The 16,719-nt window shown below is 73.7% G+C and carries 15 protein-coding genes and 1 pseudogene; 9 read left to right on the top strand and 7 right to left on the bottom strand.

What is annotated here, in order from left to right:
• Positions 1-60: 60 nt before the first annotated feature.
• The 3 genes and pseudogenes from ABTY59_RS19815 (at position 61) to ABTY59_RS19805 (ending at position 1,717) form a co-directional block, all read left to right on the top strand.
• On the top strand, positions 61-441 hold the full coding sequence (locus tag ABTY59_RS19815) for an ArsR/SmtB family transcription factor (protein ID WP_352020286.1): 381 nt from the start codon (positions 61-63) through the stop codon (positions 439-441).
• Positions 438-1,130: pseudogene (locus tag ABTY59_RS19810) on the top strand (aquaporin); the annotation flags it as partial. The gene ABTY59_RS19815 and the pseudogene ABTY59_RS19810, both read left to right, overlap by 4 nt.
• A gap of 167 nt (positions 1,131-1,297) precedes the next feature.
• Positions 1,298-1,717 (top strand): arsenate reductase ArsC, encoded by a 420-nt coding sequence (locus ABTY59_RS19805; protein ID WP_352020284.1) that lies wholly within the window; start codon positions 1,298-1,300, stop codon positions 1,715-1,717.
• Positions 1,718-1,796: 79 nt separating this feature from the next.
• Here ABTY59_RS19805 and ABTY59_RS19800 read toward each other — a convergent pair whose 3' ends face one another.
• Both ABTY59_RS19800 and xylB read right to left on the bottom strand, forming a co-directional pair.
• Complete coding sequence (locus tag ABTY59_RS19800; RefSeq protein ID WP_352020283.1) at positions 1,797-2,027, bottom strand: hypothetical protein; 231 nt, start codon at positions 2,025-2,027, stop codon at positions 1,797-1,799.
• A gap of 76 nt (positions 2,028-2,103) precedes the next feature.
• Positions 2,104-3,582, bottom strand: coding sequence for a xylulokinase (xylB, locus tag ABTY59_RS19795; RefSeq protein WP_352020282.1), 1,479 nt, complete (start codon positions 3,580-3,582; stop codon positions 2,104-2,106).
• A 105-nt stretch (positions 3,583-3,687) separates the two neighbouring features.
• Here xylB and xylA point away from each other — a divergent pair, with 105 nt between their 5' ends.
• The 4 genes from xylA (at position 3,688) to ABTY59_RS19775 (ending at position 7,907) form a co-directional block, all read left to right on the top strand.
• Positions 3,688-4,857 (top strand): xylose isomerase, encoded by a 1,170-nt coding sequence (gene xylA / locus ABTY59_RS19790; RefSeq protein WP_352020281.1) that lies wholly within the window; start codon positions 3,688-3,690, stop codon positions 4,855-4,857.
• A gap of 100 nt (positions 4,858-4,957) precedes the next feature.
• Positions 4,958-5,674, top strand: coding sequence for a (Fe-S)-binding protein (locus ABTY59_RS19785; RefSeq protein ID WP_352020280.1), 717 nt, complete (start codon positions 4,958-4,960; stop codon positions 5,672-5,674).
• Positions 5,671-7,095: a lactate utilization protein B gene (locus tag ABTY59_RS19780; RefSeq protein WP_352020279.1), complete on the top strand. Its 1,425-nt coding sequence runs from the start codon at positions 5,671-5,673 to the stop codon at positions 7,093-7,095. Before ABTY59_RS19785 ends, ABTY59_RS19780 begins: the two co-directional genes overlap by 4 nt.
• 176 nt (positions 7,096-7,271) lie before the next feature.
• Entirely contained in the window at positions 7,272-7,907 is a 636-nt protein-coding gene (locus ABTY59_RS19775; protein ID WP_352020479.1) for a LutC/YkgG family protein, read from the top strand.
• A 47-nt stretch (positions 7,908-7,954) separates the two neighbouring features.
• Here ABTY59_RS19775 and ABTY59_RS19770 read toward each other — a convergent pair whose 3' ends face one another.
• From ABTY59_RS19770 to ABTY59_RS19750, 5 genes are all read right to left on the bottom strand, one after another.
• Entirely contained in the window at positions 7,955-9,118 is a 1,164-nt protein-coding gene (locus ABTY59_RS19770; RefSeq protein ID WP_352020278.1) for a Cmx/CmrA family chloramphenicol efflux MFS transporter, read from the bottom strand.
• Positions 9,119-9,342: 224 nt separating this feature from the next.
• The gene (locus ABTY59_RS19765; protein WP_352020277.1) at positions 9,343-9,807 is read right to left on the bottom strand and encodes a pyridoxamine 5'-phosphate oxidase family protein; all 465 of its coding nucleotides are present in this window, start codon (positions 9,805-9,807) and stop codon (positions 9,343-9,345) included.
• A gap of 59 nt (positions 9,808-9,866) precedes the next feature.
• Positions 9,867-11,387, bottom strand: coding sequence for a carboxylesterase/lipase family protein (locus ABTY59_RS19760; RefSeq protein ID WP_352020276.1), 1,521 nt, complete (start codon positions 11,385-11,387; stop codon positions 9,867-9,869).
• A gap of 82 nt (positions 11,388-11,469) precedes the next feature.
• Positions 11,470-12,057, bottom strand: a complete 588-nt coding sequence (locus tag ABTY59_RS19755; protein ID WP_352020275.1) for a hypothetical protein — start codon at positions 12,055-12,057, stop codon at positions 11,470-11,472.
• A 246-nt stretch (positions 12,058-12,303) separates the two neighbouring features.
• The gene (locus ABTY59_RS19750) at positions 12,304-13,065 is read right to left on the bottom strand and encodes a MerR family transcriptional regulator (RefSeq protein WP_352020274.1); all 762 of its coding nucleotides are present in this window, start codon (positions 13,063-13,065) and stop codon (positions 12,304-12,306) included.
• A 308-nt stretch (positions 13,066-13,373) separates the two neighbouring features.
• Here ABTY59_RS19750 and ABTY59_RS19745 point away from each other — a divergent pair, with 308 nt between their 5' ends.
• On the top strand, positions 13,374-14,921 hold the full coding sequence (locus ABTY59_RS19745) for a cellulase family glycosylhydrolase (RefSeq protein ID WP_352020273.1): 1,548 nt from the start codon (positions 13,374-13,376) through the stop codon (positions 14,919-14,921).
• A gap of 16 nt (positions 14,922-14,937) precedes the next feature.
• On the top strand, positions 14,938-16,692 hold the full coding sequence (locus ABTY59_RS19740) for a glycoside hydrolase family 6 protein (protein ID WP_352020272.1): 1,755 nt from the start codon (positions 14,938-14,940) through the stop codon (positions 16,690-16,692).
• Positions 16,693-16,719: the final 27 nt, after the last annotated feature.

Genomic DNA, 16,719 nt, shown 5'->3' with positions numbered 1-16,719 from the left:
CGACATCTGTCGATACAGTGCGACCTTGCCGCCGGAATCGACAGATGTCAATATTGAGGAATGTCGAAACAAGCAGGTCTTCCGGTGCTCGGGCAGGACGACGCGGCGTGCTGTGCGCCCATGGTCCGCGAGCCGCTGGGCGAGGAGGCCGCGGCGGAGCTGTCGCGGATGTTCAAGGCCCTGTCGGACCCGATCCGGCTGCGCCTGCTGTCGCTGATCGCCTCGCACGAGGGCGGCGAGGCGTGCGTGTGCGACCTCACCGGCCCGTTCGACGTCTCCCAGCCGACGATCTCCCACCACCTGAAGGTGCTGCGCGAGGCCGGCCTCGTCGACTCCGAGCGGCGTGGGACCTGGGTGTACTACTGGGTGCGCCCCGAGGCCCTGGCGCAGCTGTCCGCCCTCCTCCAGGTTCCCGCCGCACCCGCGAAGGTTCTCGCGTGACCGCGCCCGCGCCGCTGTCGCGGCGGGCGGCGGTCGAGGGACTGGGGACGGCCGCACTGGTCACGGTCGTGGTCGGCTCCGGCATTCAGGCCACCGAACTGACCCACGACGTCGGCACGCAGCTGCTGGCCGACTCGCTCGCCACGGTCTTCGGTCTCGGTGTGCTGATCGCCCTCCTCGGCCCCGTGTCGGGGGCGCACTTCAACCCGGCCGTCACCCTGGCCGCCTGGTTCACCGGCCGCCGCACCGGCGACGGCCCCGGCCCGCGCGAGGTCGCCGCGTACGTCCCCGCACAGGTCGCCGGGGCGATCGCGGGCGCGGTCCTGGCCGACGCCATGTTCGGCAGGCCGCCGGCCGAGCTCTCCACCCACGACCGCTTCGCCGCGCACCTGTGGCTGGGAGAGGCGGTGGCCACCGCCGGGCTGGTCTGGCTCGTCTTCGGTCTGACCCGCGCCGGCCGCGCACACCTCGCGGCGCCGCTCGTGGCGTCCTACATCGGCGCGGCCTACTGGTTCACCTCGTCGACGTCCTTCGCCAACCCGGCCGTGACGATCGGCCGGATGTTCACCGACTCCTTCGCCGGCATCGCACCCGCCTCCGTGCCGCCGTTCCTCGCCGCCCAGTTGGTCGGTGCCGCCGCGGGCCTCGGTCTGGTCGCCGTCACGTTCGGCCGCCCGGGTGCCGCGGACGCCCGCCCCCGCGGGGCCGGCCGGCGGGCCGCCGTTCCCGTCGTCTCCCCCGGAGAGGTTCCCGCCCTCTCCCCCGAAGAAGCTCCCGCCCTCTCCCCCGAAGAGGTTCCCGCCCCTTCCCCCGAGGAAGCTCCCGCCCCCTCCACCGACGAAAGCGCCCTGACCCGATGAGCACCCCCTCCGCCGCCCCGTCCGTGCTGTTCGTCTGCGTGCACAACGCCGGCCGGTCCCAGATGGCCGCCGCCTTCCTCACCCACCTCGGCGGGGACCGGGTCCAGGTCCGGTCCGCCGGCTCCGCCCCGGCCGACACCGTGAATCCGGCCGTGGTCGAGGCCATGCGCGAGGCGGGCATCGACATCTCGGCCGAGATCCCCAAGGTGCTCACCATCGAGGCGGTGCGGTCCTCGGACGTGGTGATCACGATGGGCTGCGGCGACGTCTGCCCCGCCTTCCCCGGCAAGCGGTACCTGGACTGGCGGCTGGAGGACCCGGCCGGCCAGGGCGTCGCGGCCGTCCGGCCGATCCGCGACGAGATCGAGCGGCGCGTGCGCGGCCTCATCGGCGAACTCCTGCGCGAGCCCGTCTGATCCGGGCCCTGGAGACGCCCCGAAGGGCCCTGGAGACGCCCCTACGGGCCCGGTCGCGCCCGGTCCGAAGGACAGGCCCCTACGGGCGGCCGTCGCGGCGGACGTAGGTGTCGCTCGACGTCGGCATCGTGTTGTGGGCGGCGAAGGAGTTGAAGGAGACCCGGTCGGCCTTGGCCTGGCGCAGCGCCTGCTGCTCCTGGAGCACGCCGTCGACCGTGTCCGGACGGCCACCGCCCCGGCGGAGCAGGGTGACGATCAGCAGCGCCCCGATGCCGCCGAGGACGCCGAACAGGATGAGCAGAGAAGACATGTGACCCCCGTCGTTCACCGAAGGGTAGCCCGGAGATCGGCGCCGGGGACAGGCCTTCGCCGGCCGCGTCCGGTCGTCAGCGCAGCAGGGCCGGTGTCGCCGCGGCGAGGACGGTCGCGATCCGGTCCCAGGTCTCCTCGTCCCGGGGGACCGGGGGCAGGAGTTCGCCCGCGCCCGTGCCCCACCGGGTGGCGAGTGCCACCGGATCGGTGCCGGTGGTCGCTCCCGCGGCCAGGGCCGCGGCGCCCAGGGCGACGAGTTCCCCGGCCGCGGGCACGACCAGGGGGCGGCCCGAGAGCCTGCGGACGGTCTGCGTCCAGGCCCGGCCGCGGGCCCCGCCGCCGATCAGGCGCAGCGGCCTGTCCCGTACGGCGGGCGCTGCCGGGTCGAGGCCGCAGGCGGCGAGGAGTGCGTCGAGGGCCCGCAGCACGGTGAAGGCCGCCCCTTCGTACGCCGCGCCCAGGATCGCGCGCGGGTCAGTGCCGTGCCGGAGGCCGGTGACGAGACCGGCGGCGTGCGGAAGGTCGGGCGTGCGTTCGCCGTCCAGGTACGGGAGGACCACGACGCCGTCGCCCGGTGCGGGATCCTCGCGGTCGAGGCCGAGGAGCGTGGCGAACCGGTCGACGGCGAGCGTGCAGTTGAGGGTGCAGCCGAGCGGGAGGTACGTGCCGTCGGCGGCCGCGAAGCCGGAGAGCCCGGGAGCCGCGGGGCGGGCGCGGGTCGCGGCGAAGACCGTGCCGGAGGTGCCGAGGCTGACGACGGGGTGGTCGAGGAGACCCGCGCCGCCGAGTCCGAGTCCGACGGCCGCGGCCATGTTGTCGCCGGTCCCCGCGGCGACGACGACCGTACGGGGCAGGCCGAGGGCCTCGGCGGCGGCGGGGGTGAGGGTGCCGACGGGGGTGGCTCCGGTGGGGGCGACGGCCGGCAGCAGGGCGGGGTCCAGGCCGAGGAGGCCGAGGACGTCCGGGTCGTAGGCGCCGGTGGCGGGGCTGTACCAGCCGGTGCCGGAGGCGTCGCCGGGGTCGGTGACGGCGGCTCCGGAGAGCCGCTCGGTGAGGTGGTCGTGCGGGAGGCGGATGCCGCGCGCCGCCTCGGCGTGCTCCGGCTCGTGCTCGCGCAGCCACTGCCACTTGGCGGCGGTCACGGCGGCCACCGGCACCGAACCAGTGCGCTCCAGCCAGGACGCGGGGCCGCCGAGGCGGGTCGCGAGGGCGGCTGCCTGGGGTGCGGAGCGGGTGTCGTTCCAGAGCGGCGCGGGCCGCAGGGGCCGGCCGTCGGCCCCGAGGGTGACGAGGCCGTGCTGCTGGCCGGCGACCGCGATGCCGGTGACGGAGGCGGCCGGGACGCCGGCGTCCCGTACGGCCGCGCGGACGGCCGTGACGAGCGCGGTCCACCACTGCCCGGGGTCGCTCTCGCGCGCTCCTGCGGAGCCGGTGACGGCGTGCGGGGCGCGGCCGATCGCGAGGGGCGCGCCGGTGTCGGCGTCCACGGCGACGGCCTTGGTGGACTGGGTGGAGCTGTCGACACCGATCACGACGGAGCGGCTGGCGGGCACGCCCTCACCTCATCTCTCGATTCGTCGGAGGGGTGGCGCCATGCTGCCCCGTCCCGTATTAGTTATCTCAGAAAACAAATCTGACCGCCAGAGCAGGGAGACACCATGCGGGAGCGCTTCACCCCCACGCCCGAGGACCGGTTCACCTTCGGCCTCTGGACCGTCGGCTGGCAGGGCCGCGATCCCTTCGGCGAGGCCACCCGCCCCGCGCTCGACCCCGTGGAGGCCGTCGAGCGGCTCGCCGCGCTCGGCGCGCACGGCGTCACCTTCCACGACGACGACCTGATCCCCTTCGGTACGCCGGAGGCCGGGCGCGACGCGATCGTCAAGCGCTTCCGGGCCGCCCTCGACCGCACCGGACTCGCGGTGCCGATGGCGACCACGAACCTCTTCACGCACCCCGTCTTCAAGGACGGCGCCTTCACCGCCAACGACCGGGACGTGCGCCGCTTCGCGCTGCGCAAGACCCTCCGGAACATCGACCTGGCCGTCGAGCTCGGCGCCACCACCTACGTCGCCTGGGGCGGCCGCGAGGGCGCCGAGTCCGGCGCCGCGAAGGACGTCGCGGTGGCGCTCGACCGCATGAAGGAGGCCTTCGACCTGCTCGGCCAGTACGTCACCGAGCAGGGCTACGGCCTCCGCTTCGCCATCGAGCCCAAGCCGAACGAGCCGCGCGGCGACATCCTGCTGCCCACGATCGGCCACGCGCTCGCCTTCATCGAGCGCCTGGAGCGCCCCGAACTCGTCGGCGTGAACCCCGAGACGGGCCACGAGCAGATGGCCGGGCTCAACTTCCCGCACGGCATCGCGCAGGCGCTGTGGGCGGGGAAGCTGTTCCACATCGACCTCAACGGCCAGTCCGGCATCAAGTACGACCAGGACCTCCGCTTCGGCGCGGGCGACCTGCGTCAGGCCTTCTGGCTGGTCGACCTCCTGGAGACCGCCGGATACGACGGCCCGCGCCACTTCGACTTCAAGCCGGTGCGCACGGACGGCTCCGACGGGGTGTGGGAGTCCGCGCGGAACTGCATGCGGAACTACCTGATCCTCAAGGAGCGCGCCGCGGCCTTCCGCGCCGATCCGGACGTCGTGGCGGCGCTCACCGCCTCCCGGCTGCCCGAGCTCGCCGTCCCCACGGCCGCCGACGGGCTCGCGGGCCTGCTCGCCGACCCCTCGGCGTACGAGACGTTCGACCCGGACGCGGCGGCGGCTCGCTCGATGGCCTTCGAGCACCTGGACCAACTCGCCCTGGAGCACCTGCTCGGCGTGCGCTGAGCCGTCCGCCGGCACGCCCTGCGACACTACGTACCGCAGGGCGACGGCACCGCCTGGGACCGGGCCGCCGCCCGACCCGAGCCGTCCCCGAGGAACCGTGATGCGCGTCGCCCTCTTCGTCACCTGCGTCAACGACGCCGTCTTCCCCTCGACGGGCGTGGCCACGGTCCGGCTCCTCGAACGGCTCGGTGTGGACGTCGACTTCCCGGCGGCGCAGTCCTGCTGCGGGCAGCCGCAGTTCAACACCGGCTATCGGACGGAGACGGAGCCGCTGGTACGGCGCACGGTCCGGGCCTTCGAGGGGTACGACCACGTCGTCACCCCCTCGGGTTCGTGCGCGGCGATGGTGCGGCACCACTACCCGTCGTTCGGCGCGGGGGCGGCGGGCCTGGTGCCGCGCGTCCACGAGCTGACGGAGTTCCTGGTGGACGTGCTCGGGGTGACGGACGTGGGCGCCTTCTTCCCGCACCGGGTGACGTACCACCCGTCCTGTCACGGCCTGCGACTCCTCGGGCTCGGGGACCGGCCGCGACGGCTCCTGGAGGCGGTGAAGGGCCTGGAGCTCGTGGAACTGCCGGGCGCGGAGGAGTGCTGCGGCTTCGGCGGCACGTTCGCGGTGAAGAACCCGGACGTGTCGACGGCGATGGGCGCCGACAAGATCGCGCACGCGCTGTCCACCGGCGCGGAGGTGTTGTGCGGCGCGGACAACTCCTGTCTGCTGCACGTGGGCGGCATGCTGAGACGGCAGGAGGCCCCCCTGCGGGCGCTGCACCTCGCGGAGATCCTGGCGAGCACGGAAGAGGAGCCCTGGCGTTGAGCGGAACCTTCGTCGGCATGCCGGCCTTCCCCGAGGCCGCGAGGGCGGCCGTGGGCGACGCGACGCTGCGCGCCAACCTCCGCCACGCGACGCACACCATCCGGGACAAGCGGGCGCGTGCCGTCGCCGAGCTGGACGACTGGGCGGCGCTCCGCGAGGCGGGGCGGCGGATCAAGGACGAGACGCTCCGCCACCTCGACGCGCATCTGCTGCGCCTGGAGGAGGAGGTGACCGCCGCGGGCGGCACCGTGCACTGGGCGGCGGACGCGGCGGAGGCGAACCGGATCGTCACGGAGCTCGTGCGGGCCACCGGCGAGACCGAGGTGGTCAAGGTCAAGTCGATGGCCACCCAGGAGATCGGGCTCAACGAGCACCTGGAGGCCGAGGGCATCGCCGCGTACGAGACGGATCTCGCGGAGCTGATCGTGCAGCTCGGCGAGGACCGGCCCTCGCACATCCTGGTGCCCGCGATCCACCGCAACCGGGGCGAGATCCGCGACATCTTCCGCGCGGAGATGGGCCGTTGGGGGCGCCCGGCGCCCGAGGGGCTCACCGACACGCCGGCCGAGCTCGCGGAGGCGGCCAGGCTGCACCTGCGGGAGAAGTTCCTGCGGGCCAGGGTCGGGATCTCGGGGGCGAACTTCATGGTCGCCGAGACCGGAACCCTCGTGGTGGTGGAGTCGGAGGGCAACGGCCGCATGTGCCTGACGCTTCCCGAGACGCTCATCTCGGTCGTCGGCATCGAGAAGGTGGTGCCGACCTGGCGGGACCTGGAGGTCTTCCTCCAGACGCTCCCCCGCTCCTCCACGGCCGAGCGGATGAACCCGTACACGAGCATGTGGACCGGCACGGCGGACGGGGACGGGCCCGGCGCCTTCCACCTGGTCCTCCTCGACAACGGCCGCACCGACGCCCTCGCCGACGAGGTGGGGCGGCAGGCCCTGCGCTGCATCCGCTGCTCGGCCTGTCTCAACGTCTGCCCGGTGTACGAGCGGGCCGGGGGTCACGCGTACGGCTCGGTCTACCCCGGACCGATCGGCGCGATCCTGACCCCGCAACTGCGGGGCACGGCGAGCGAGGTCGACGCCTCCCTGCCGTACGCCTCCTCGCTGTGCGGCGCCTGCTACGAGGTGTGCCCGGTCGCCATCGACATCCCGGAGGTGCTGGTGCACCTGCGGGGGAAGGTGGCCGAGGAGGGCGGGAAGGGCCACCGGCTGGAGAAGGCCGCGATCAAGGCGTCCACCTGGGTGCTCGACCACCCCGGGGTGCTCGCCGCCGGCGAACGGCTCGCCTCCGCCACCCGCGGGCTGCACCCGAGGCGACTGCCCGGGCCGGGGGCCCGCCAGTGGACGGAGAGCCGCGACCTGCCCGAACTTCCCACGGAACCGTTCCGCGACTGGTGGAGGAAGAACCGCGCATGACCGTTCCCGGCGCACCGGAGCCCGACGAGAACCCCCCGCACACGACCGGCCCCAGCCGTACGGAAACCGACGCGGCGCACTCGCGCCCGCCCGGGCCCGACGCACCCGAAGCCGACGCCGAGCACCCGCCCGCGAACCCGCCCGACGCACCCGAACCCGACGCCGGGCGCCCGCGCGTGAGCGGCTCCCGTGCGCGGATCCTCGCCCGGATCCGTACCGCCGTCGGCGGCGCGCCCGAGGCCGTGCCCGTCGCCCGGGACTACCGCGTCAGTCACACCCCGGACGACCCGGACGCCCTGCTCGACCTCCTCCACGAGAACCTGGCCGACTACCGGGCCCACGTCCACCGCACCGCGCCGGACGGCCTCGCCGCGCTCCTCGCCCGGCTCCTCGCCGAACGCGGCGCACGGAGCGTGGCCGTCCCGCCCGGGCTGCCCGAGGCGTGGCTCGGCGCGACCGGGGCCGTGCGGCGGTTCGACGAGCCCCGGCTGACCCCGTACGAACTGGACGGCACGGACGCGGTGGTGACGGGGTGCGCGGTGGCGATCGCCGAGACCGGCACGATCGTCCTCGACGGCGGTCCCGGGCAGGGCCGCCGGGCGCTCACGCTCGTCCCCGATCTCCACCTCTGCGTGGTGCGGGCTCCGGAGCAGGTGGTGGCGTCCGTGCCGCTCGCGCTCCCCCGTCTCGACCCGGCGCGTCCGCTGACCTGGATCTCGGGTCCGTCGGCCACGAGCGACATCGAACTCGACCGGGTGGAGGGGGTCCACGGGCCGCGGACCCTGGAGGTCGTCCTGGTGACGGGGTCCTGAGGCGGGCCCCGTCAGCCTCCTCGGCTTTCCCTACTGAGCCGTTCGGTTCACGACCTGCCCCGCGGATCGGCCGCTCCGCGCCAGGACAGGGCGACCAGCACGGCGGCCCCGACGAGCGCCGTGCTCACCCAGAGCGGGCCCCGGTCCCCGGCCGCCGTACCGAGGGCGAGCCCGGCGAGCCACGGGCCGAGGACCGCACCGGCGTTGAGGGCGGCTGTCGCGTAGGCGCCGGCCAGCGTCGGAGCGCCGTCCGCCTCGTACAGGACACGCGTGATCAGGGTGGCGCCCACCGCGAACGACAGCCCGCCCAGGACGAACACGAGGACCAGGAAGGCGGCCGGCCGCGCGGCGAGCAGCGCCAGGGCCGGCCAGCCCACGAGCAGCGCCGGGGCTCCGGCCGTGACCACGAGGCCGGGGCGCCGGTCCGCGAGCCGCCCGGCGGCGGTCACCCCGGCGAGGGAGCCGGCGCCGAAGAGCACCAGGACGGCCGGGACCCAGGTGACGCCGAGACCCGCCGTGCCGGTCACCAGGGGCGCGAGGAAGGTGAAGCTGCCGAAGGTGGCGGCGTTCACGAGCGCGCCGAGGAGCATCACCAGGAGCAGGCGCGGCCGCGCGAGCCGGGACAGCTCCGCCCGCAGGGCCGGCCGCCGCCCCGCCTCCTCGCTCCCCGGGCCGGGGACGCCCCGGAGGATCCCGAGCACGGCGGGCAGGCACAGGAGGGCGACGGCCCAGAAGGCCGCGCGCCAGCCGTACAGCGCGCCGATCAGCGCCCCGCCGGGGACACCGGCGATCGTGGCCGCGCTCGTGCCGGACAGCAGGACGGCGAGCGCGCGGCCCTTGCGCTCGGGCGGGACGAGCGCGGCGGCCGTCGTCAGGGCGACGGCCAGGAACCCGGCGTTCGCGAGGGCGGCGACGGCGCGGGTGGCGAGCAGGACGGGGAAGCTGGTGGTGAGGGCGGCCACGACGTGTGCGGCCAGGAACAGCAGGACGAACCCGAGCAGCCCGGACCGTCCGGACCGGCCCCGGGCGAGGACGGCCATGAGCGGGGCGCCGACGACCATCCCGACGGCGAAGGCCGAGGTGAGCAGTCCGGCGGTCCCGAGCGGGACGTCGAGTTCGGTGGCGATGTCCGGCAGCAGACCGGCGAGCATGAACTCGGAGGTGCCCATGGCGAAGACGGCCAGGGCGAGCAGATAGAGCGGGAGAGGCATCGAGGCTCCGGGGTGAGGAGAAGACACGAGAGGACTCGTCTCGTCACCGCGGTCAGCGCCCCTGGGCGCGTGCCGGTGTACTCAGTGGTGCAGGGGGCTGACGGCGTGACCGAAAGCCCCCACCCTGGCTGCTTCGGGGCTCGACATGCGGATCAGGCTACCCGGCCCCGCCTCGCGGGTGCACCACGTTTCTCGCGGACCGGAGCCCCACCGGGCCCGACGGATCAGGGCGCCTCCACCCAGGCGCCGTCGCGCATGATGTGACGGCCCACCAGTTCGGGCTCCTCGTACCAGGCCTCGACGGCGGTGGGGCGCACCCGGAACCAGTGGTAGGCGGGCCCCGAACCCCGGGGGTCCCAGCCGGTCTTGGCGTGGAACCCGTCCGCGACCTCCGTCGGCACCTCCTTCGGGCCGTAGGTCTCGACCTCGCCGTCGAGCACGACGACGTCCCGCGTGTGCCCGAGCGCCAGCCGCGCCCGGCCGCCGTCGGACAGGTTGCGGCCGGTGGGGTTGCCGATGCGGGTGCACAGCCACAGGTGGGTGCCGTCCCAGAGGAAGGAGAGCGGCACGAGGTACGGCGCCCCGGCGGTGTCCGCCGTGGAGACCCAGACGTCCTGCTCCTCGTCGAGGCGGGCGAGGACGTCCCGTATGCGGGAGGCGGTGTCGCGCGGGGGTTGAGTGATCGTCATGACCGGGAGGCTACCGGGCCGTTCCCCGGAACCGTCCGGGCCGAGGCCCGGCCGCCCGCTCACGGACGGAAGAGGGGGAACCGCGCCCCCGCCCAGAGCGTGCGGAGATCGCCGGGGTCCACCCGTCCGACCGGCTCCTGGATCCCCTCCTCCTCGGTACGCCACACCATCGACCGCCGGGTGGTGTCGTCGTACGAGGGCCAGCCCGGCTCGCCCGTACCGGCGAAGTCCGCCCAGGCCCGCACCATCCGGCGGGACAGCGCACGGTCGGCGGGGGTGAGGGCGCCGCCGACGAGGAAGGACACGCAGTCCTCGTCGGCGTTGCCGAAGGCGAAGGGGACGTCCGCGCAGTGCCAGGCCCGGACGGGCTCGTGCGGGCCGGTCCGCCGGCGGTCGAAGCGGGACAGGAACGCCCGGCCGCCGCCCCTGACGTGCTCCTCGGCGAGCCGGTGGGCGTACTCCCCGAAGAGGAGGTCGCCGAAGACGGCCAGGTAGACGTCGAGCACCGGGGCGTCGGGCCGTGCGGCGCGATAGCCGGCGACGAGCCCGTCGGGGAGACCGAAGTCCGCGGCGAAGCGCCCGAGTCGGTCCTCCGTGGTGACCTTGGCGCTGCTGCCGACCGCGTCGAGCAGCCAGTACTCCTCGGTGGTGTGGCAGACGAGCAGCTCCACGTCCCGTCCCGCACCGGCGGCGAGGCCCGTCAGGGGGTCGACGGGCAGGACGTCTCCGTCGAGGACGGGGGCGTAGAGCGAGGGGTCGTAGTGGCGTGAGCCGGAGCGGGGATCGCTCCGGTACGCCTCGACGACCCGGTCGGAGGCCGCGACCAGGAGCTCGGGGGGCGCGGACGCCAGGCCCTCCGGGGTGGCCGGACGGCCCGCCGCCGCGGCGACCTCGCGTGTCGTGGCCTCGGCGATCTCGCGGGTGTAGCAGGGGCTGGCGGGGCTGTGCGCGACGGCTCGGCGGAACAGGCCGCGGGCCCGGTCCATCACCATGAGGCAGGCCACCGAAGCGGCACCGGAGGACTGGCCGGCGACCGTGACGTTGCCGGGGTCGCCGCCGAACGCGGCGATGTTCTCCCGGACCCAGCGCAGGGCGGCGACCTGGTCGAGGAGACCGCGGTTGTCGGGGAAGGCGGTTCCGCTCCCGGCGGCGGGGACGTGGCCGAAGCCCTCGAAGCCGAGCCGGTAGTTGAGGGTGACCACGACGAGGCCGGCGCGTGCGAGTGCCTCGCCGTCGAAGTCGGGCTGGGCGGAGGAGCCGAAGGTGTAGGCGCCGCCGTGGATCCAGACCAGGACGGGGAGGGAGCCGCCGTCCGGGGCCGGGGTCCAGACGTTGACGGTGAGGACGTCCTCGTCGCCGGGCGACCACGCGGGCGCGCCGGGCAGCTCGGCCGACTGCGGGGCGACCGGGCCGAAGGCCCTGCCGTCGCGCACCCCGGTCCAGGGCGCGGCCGGGGCGGGCCCCTGGAACCGGAGGGCCCCGAACGGCGGTGCGGCGTACGGGATTCCGAGTACGGCGACGACGTCACCGGAGACCCGGGCACCCCGTACGGCGCCGCCCGTCGTCGTGAAGATGTCCATGACCACAGCCTGTCATCGCGCCGCTCACCCGCGCCAACACCAAGATCACGACGATTGACGCCTCCGCGGTGTGAATCCCGGGTCAGCGGGACGCGCGGCGCCGCCTGCCGTACGCCACGGTGAGCACGCCCAGGAGCGGCCCCCACAGGACGAGCGGGGCATAGCAGAGGTAGAAGGAGACGGCCGTCCAGCCGCCGGTCTCGCTCGGGAAGTCGGCGGGGAGCGCGTCACCGCGGATCGTCGTCCCCATCAGCTGGGTGGCGAGGGCCAGCACGGTCCACAGCAGCGTGAGCGCCGTGGCCCCGAGGGCGGCGGGGACGAGGACCGCCGCCGGGGGGATCCTGCGGCCGCGCAGCACGGGCACCCAGGAGGGGACGACCTCGCCCCAGCGGGCGACGAGCCCGATCGCGGTGAACGCCACGGCCTCGGAGAAGACGGAGAGGAAGACGACGTACGCCCGCTCGCCGATGCCGATCCCGGCGTCGAACGCGGCGGGGAGGCGCCAGAGGCTCGCCGGGAGGACGGTCAACGGCACGGCGAGGGCGAGGAGTCGGGTGCGCCCCGAGACTCCGGGTGCGGGGGCGTGGGCGGCGTGCCAGGCGGAACGGATCCGGCCCGGCGCGCCGGATGCCCGGTCGCCGGCCGCCTCGCTGCGGGAGAGCGTGTTCATTCCACGGTCCTCGGTGTCGGGGGCCGGCGGTCGGCCCGTCACCGACGACGATCCCGCCCGCACGCCGCCGCCGGATCCCCCGCCGGACCGAACCCCCTCCCCCGCACGGGCGAGAGGGGGTCGGCCAGGAGTCGCGCGCGAGCACACGCGCCGCACCCGCCCTCCTCGAACCTCGTCCGGCCCGTCCGTCGTTTCGACACCGGCCTTCGGGGGTGCCGTGCGGATCGGCACGGCACCCCCTCGGCGTCAGCTCAGCCGGGTGTCCGCGTAGACCGTCATCGCACGGTGCTGGTAGTCGGCGAGGCCGACGGCGATCCGGTCGAAGTTCTCGCGGAACCGGTCGTCCTCGACGTAGGTCCTGGCCAGCCCCCGGTACGCCTCGGCGTTCGGGGTCCAGAACCGGCTGACGTCCCGGTGGTGGGCGTCCACCTCCGCCTGGACGGCCGGGTCGTCGACGGGTGTGCCGGCGGCCATGTGCTCGGCGAAGCGGACCATCTGGGCGGTGACGTCGCGCTGCCACTGCCGGGCCGTCTCCGGACTCATCCCTTCGACGACCTGCCGCGACCGCTCGTACGCCTCCGGCCACCGCTCCCGTGCCTCGGCCTCGATCGCGGGGTCGGGCTGGAACCCCTCGAAGAGGTTCTCCGGCCGGTTGATGCTCACCATGAACGGGTCCTCACTTCCTTCCAGTTCGGCGATGGTGCGGGCGACCGTACGGGCCAGGGTGCCGAGCCGGTCCTGCTCCGCGAGCAGCCGGTCGTGGTGCTCGCGCAGGACGGTCACGCGGTCGGCCCCGCTGTCCAGGACGTCCCGGATCTCACGAAGGCCGACGTCCAGCTCCCGCATGAGCAGGATCTGCTGGAGGCGCAGCAGCTGGGGCTCCTCGTAGTGACGGTGCCCGTCGCTCGCGGTCCAGGCGGGCGTCAGCAGTCCGATCTCGTCGTAGTGCCGCAGCGTCCGGGAGGTGACCCCGGACATCCGGGCCACGTCCGCGATCGACCAGGCCATGACGGTGTCCTTCCCTCGCCGGGGGCGGTGTCTCCGGCCCCGTACGAAGACGGTAGGGGTTGACGCCGCGTCAACCACAAGTCGTGCGGGACGGTCAAGCTTCGAACCAGTGGGAGCGCTCCCACTGTGCAGTCGGGGTCCCACGCCGTCAAGGTGCGTGCGGGACCTGAAGTCAAAACCCGGGAATTTTCCCCAACTCCTCTTTTCCTTGGCGGTAGTTGGCGCTACGGTCTGGCCCGACCCAGTGGGAGCGATTCCATCCAGTCGGCACACCGCGAGAGGTGTGCCCTCGCTGTGAGGACTCGCTCATGCGACATCCCCCACGTCTGCTCGCGCTGCTCTCCGGAGCGGCGCTCACGATGGCGAGCACCGCTCTCGCCCTCATGGGTACGGCCGCCGGAGCCTCGGCCGCATCCGCCTGCACGGTGGAGTACTCGGTCGTCGGCCAGTGGACCGGCGGCTACCAGGGTGCGGTGAACGTCACCAACGACGGTGCCGCGCTGAACGGTTGGAGGCTCGGCTTCGACCTCCCGGCCGGCCAGGTGGTCGGTCAGGGCTGGGGCGGCACGTGGTCCCAGTCCGGCCCGACCGTCACGGTCGTCAACGAGAGCTGGAACGGCGCGCTCGGCACGGGCGCGAAGGTCTCGGGCGGCTTCATCGCCTCCTGGGCGGGCGCCAACACCCCGCCCACCGCGTTCACGCTCAACGGGACCCCGTGCACGACGCACGCGACACCGACCCCGACGCCCACACCCACACCCACACCCACCGACCCGACCACACCCCCCACCACTCCCCCGACACCGACCACACCGACCACCACCCCACCGACCCCCGCCACCGGCGCACCCGAACTCTCCGTCTCCGGCAACAAGTTCATCGACCAGAACGGCGCCACCCGCCGCCTCCTCGGCGTCAACCGGTCCGGCGGCGAGTTCATGTGCGTCCAGGGCCACGGCTTCTTCGACGGCCCCGTCGACGACGCCTCCGTCCAGGCCATCGCCGGCTGGAAGGCCAACACCGTCCGCATCCCCCTCAACGAGGAGTGCTGGCTCGGCCTCGACACCGTCAAGCCCGAGTACCGCGGCGCGAACTACGTCACCGCCGTCAAGGACCTGGTGGCCAAGGTGCTCGCCCACGGCATGACCCCCGTGGTCGAACTGCACTGGACCCACGGCCAGTACACCGGGAACTCGGCGGGCTGCTCCGACGTGCACGCCACCTGCCAGAAACCGATGCCGGACGCGCAGTACACCCCCGCGTTCTGGACCTCGGTCGCGAACACCTTCCGGAACGACAGGCGGGTCGTCTTCGACCTGTTCAACGAGCCCTATCCGGACCGGGCCACCTCCACCCCCGCCCAGGCCTGGTCCTGCTGGCGCGACGGCGGCAGTTGCCCCGGCATCGGGTACGAGGTCGCCGGCATGCAGGACCTGGTGGACGCCGTCCGCGCCACGGGGGCGAGGAACCTCGTCCTCGTCCCGGGCCTCGCGTACTCCAACGACCTGAGCCAGTGGCTCACGTACCGCCCCACGGACCCGGCGGGCAATCTGGCCGCCGCCTGGCACGTCTACAACTTCAACAGCTGCTCCGACGAGACGTGCTGGAACGCCACCCTCGCCCCGGTCGCCGCCGAAGTGCCGCTGCTGGCGGGCGAGATCGGCGAGAACACCTGCGCTCACGCGTTCGTCGACCGCGTCATGAAGTGGTTCGACGACCGCGGCCTCTCGTACCTGGGCTGGACCTGGAACACCTGGAACTGCGCCTCCGGTCCCGCACTGATCACCTCGTACGACGGCACCCCCACCGCATTCGGCATCGGGCTGCGCGACCACCTGCGCGCCCTCACCCCCTGAGAGGAACACCCCCACCATGAGCCGCACCAGCCGTACCGCCCTCCTGGCGGCCCTGGGCCTCGTCACCGCGACCGGGGCCACCGCCACGGTCTTCGGCACGACCGCCGGCGCAGCCACCCCGGGCTGCAAGGTCGACTACACCATCACCAACCAGTGGAACACCGGCTTCGGCGCCAACGTCGCCGTCACCAACACCGGTGACCCGGTGACCGCCTGGACCCTGGAGTGGACCTACGCCGGCAACCAGCAGGTCACCCAGGGCTGGAACGCGACCCTCACCCAGTCCGGCGCCGCCGTCACCGCCAGGAACGTCTCCTACAACGGAACCCTGGCCACGGGCGGCTCCACCTCCTTCGGCTTCAACGGCTCGTACAGCGGCACCAACGCCGTGCCGGCCACCTTCAGGCTGAACGGCGTCACCTGCAACACGACCACGCAGCCGACCGACCCTCCGACCACTCCGCCCACCACGCCCCCGACGACCCCGCCGACCACTCCGCCCACGACCCCGCCGGCCGGCACCAGGGCGGACAACCCTTACGCCGGGGCCAGGGTGTACGTGAACCCCGAGTGGTCCGCCAAGGCGGCGGCCGAGCCCGGCGGCACCAAGGTCGCGAACCAGCCCACCGGCGTCTGGCTCGACCGGATCGCCGCGATCGACGGCTCCGCCGGCTCCATGGGCCTGCGCGCCCACCTCGACGAGGCCCTGAAGCAGAAGGGCTCGGGCGAGCTGGTCGTCCAGCTGGTCATCTACGACCTGCCCGGCCGCGACTGCGCCGCGCTCGCGTCCAACGGCGAACTGGGCCCGACGGAGATCGGCCGCTACAAGAGCGAGTACATCGACCCGATCGCCGCGATCCTCGCCGACGCGAAGTACGCGGGGCTGCGGATCGTCACCACGGTCGAGATCGACTCGCTGCCCAACCTGGTCACCAACGTCTCCGGGCGCCCCACGGCCACCGCGAACTGCGACGTCATGAAGGCGAACGGCAACTACATCACCGGCGTCGGCTACGCGCTCAAGAAGTTCGGCGCGATCGGCAACGTCTACAACTACATCGACGCCGGCCACCACGGCTGGCTGGGCTGGGACGACAACTTCGGCGCCTCGGCCGAACTCTTCAAGCAGGCCGCCACGGCCGAGGGCTCGACCGTCGCCAACGTGCACGGGTTCATCGTGAACACCGCCAACTACAGCGCCCTGAAGGAGGACCACTTCACGATCGGCGACAGCGTGAACGGCGTGTCCGTGCGCCAGTCCAAGTGGGTGGACTGGAACCGCTACACCGACGAGCTGTCGTACGCCCAGGCCATGCGCGCCAAGCTGGTCTCGCTCGGCTTCGACAGCGGACTCGGCATGCTGATCGACACCTCCCGCAACGGCTGGGGCGGCGCCTCCCGGCCCACCGGCGCGGGCCCGACGACGAACGTCGACACGTACGTCAACGGCGGCAAGTACGACCGCCGCATCCACCTCGGCAACTGGTGCAACCAGTCCGGCGCGGGCCTCGGCGAGCGGCCGCAGGCGGCACCGGCCGCGGGCATCGACGCGTACGTCTGGATGAAGCCCCCGGGCGAGTCCGACGGCGCCTCCAAGGAGATCCCGAACAACGAGGGCAAGGGCTTCGACCGGATGTGCGACCCCACGTACACGGGCAACGCCCGCAACGGGAACAGCATGTCGGGCGCGCTGCCGGACGCCCCGATCTCCGGCCGGTGGTTCTCGGCCCAGTTCCAGGAGCTCCTGAAGAACGCGTACCCGGCGCTGTAGGCCCCTGCCGCACCGCACGGCCCTGAG

The sequence above is a fragment of the Streptomyces sp. NPDC096079 genome (assembly GCF_040303145.1).
Lineage (GTDB): Bacteria > Actinomycetota > Actinomycetes > Streptomycetales > Streptomycetaceae > Streptomyces.
This window is presented reverse-complemented; position numbering and strand designations above follow the sequence as displayed.

Bases quoted from the DNA above. Each gene is read 5' to 3' on its own strand.
- ABTY59_RS19745 (WP_352020273.1), top strand. From the start codon at position 13,374: ATGCGACATCCCCCACGTCTGCTCGCGCTGCTCTCCGGAGCGGCGCTC.
- ABTY59_RS19765 (WP_352020277.1), bottom strand. From the start codon at position 9,807: ATGACGATCACTCAACCCCCGCGCGACACCGCCTCCCGCATACGGGAC.
- ABTY59_RS19800 (WP_352020283.1), bottom strand. From the start codon at position 2,027: ATGTCTTCTCTGCTCATCCTGTTCGGCGTCCTCGGCGGCATCGGGGCG.
- ABTY59_RS19750 (WP_352020274.1), bottom strand. From the start codon at position 13,065: ATGGCCTGGTCGATCGCGGACGTGGCCCGGATGTCCGGGGTCACCTCC.
- xylA (WP_352020281.1), top strand. From the start codon at position 3,688: ATGCGGGAGCGCTTCACCCCCACGCCCGAGGACCGGTTCACCTTCGGC.
- ABTY59_RS19770 (WP_352020278.1), bottom strand. From the start codon at position 9,118: ATGCCTCTCCCGCTCTATCTGCTCGCCCTGGCCGTCTTCGCCATGGGC.
- ABTY59_RS19815 (WP_352020286.1), top strand. From the start codon at position 61: ATGTCGAAACAAGCAGGTCTTCCGGTGCTCGGGCAGGACGACGCGGCG.
- ABTY59_RS19805 (WP_352020284.1), top strand. From the start codon at position 1,298: ATGAGCACCCCCTCCGCCGCCCCGTCCGTGCTGTTCGTCTGCGTGCAC.
- ABTY59_RS19755 (WP_352020275.1), bottom strand. From the start codon at position 12,057: ATGAACACGCTCTCCCGCAGCGAGGCGGCCGGCGACCGGGCATCCGGC.
- ABTY59_RS19740 (WP_352020272.1), top strand. From the start codon at position 14,938: ATGAGCCGCACCAGCCGTACCGCCCTCCTGGCGGCCCTGGGCCTCGTC.
- ABTY59_RS19760 (WP_352020276.1), bottom strand. From the start codon at position 11,387: ATGGACATCTTCACGACGACGGGCGGCGCCGTACGGGGTGCCCGGGTC.
- ABTY59_RS19785 (WP_352020280.1), top strand. From the start codon at position 4,958: ATGCGCGTCGCCCTCTTCGTCACCTGCGTCAACGACGCCGTCTTCCCC.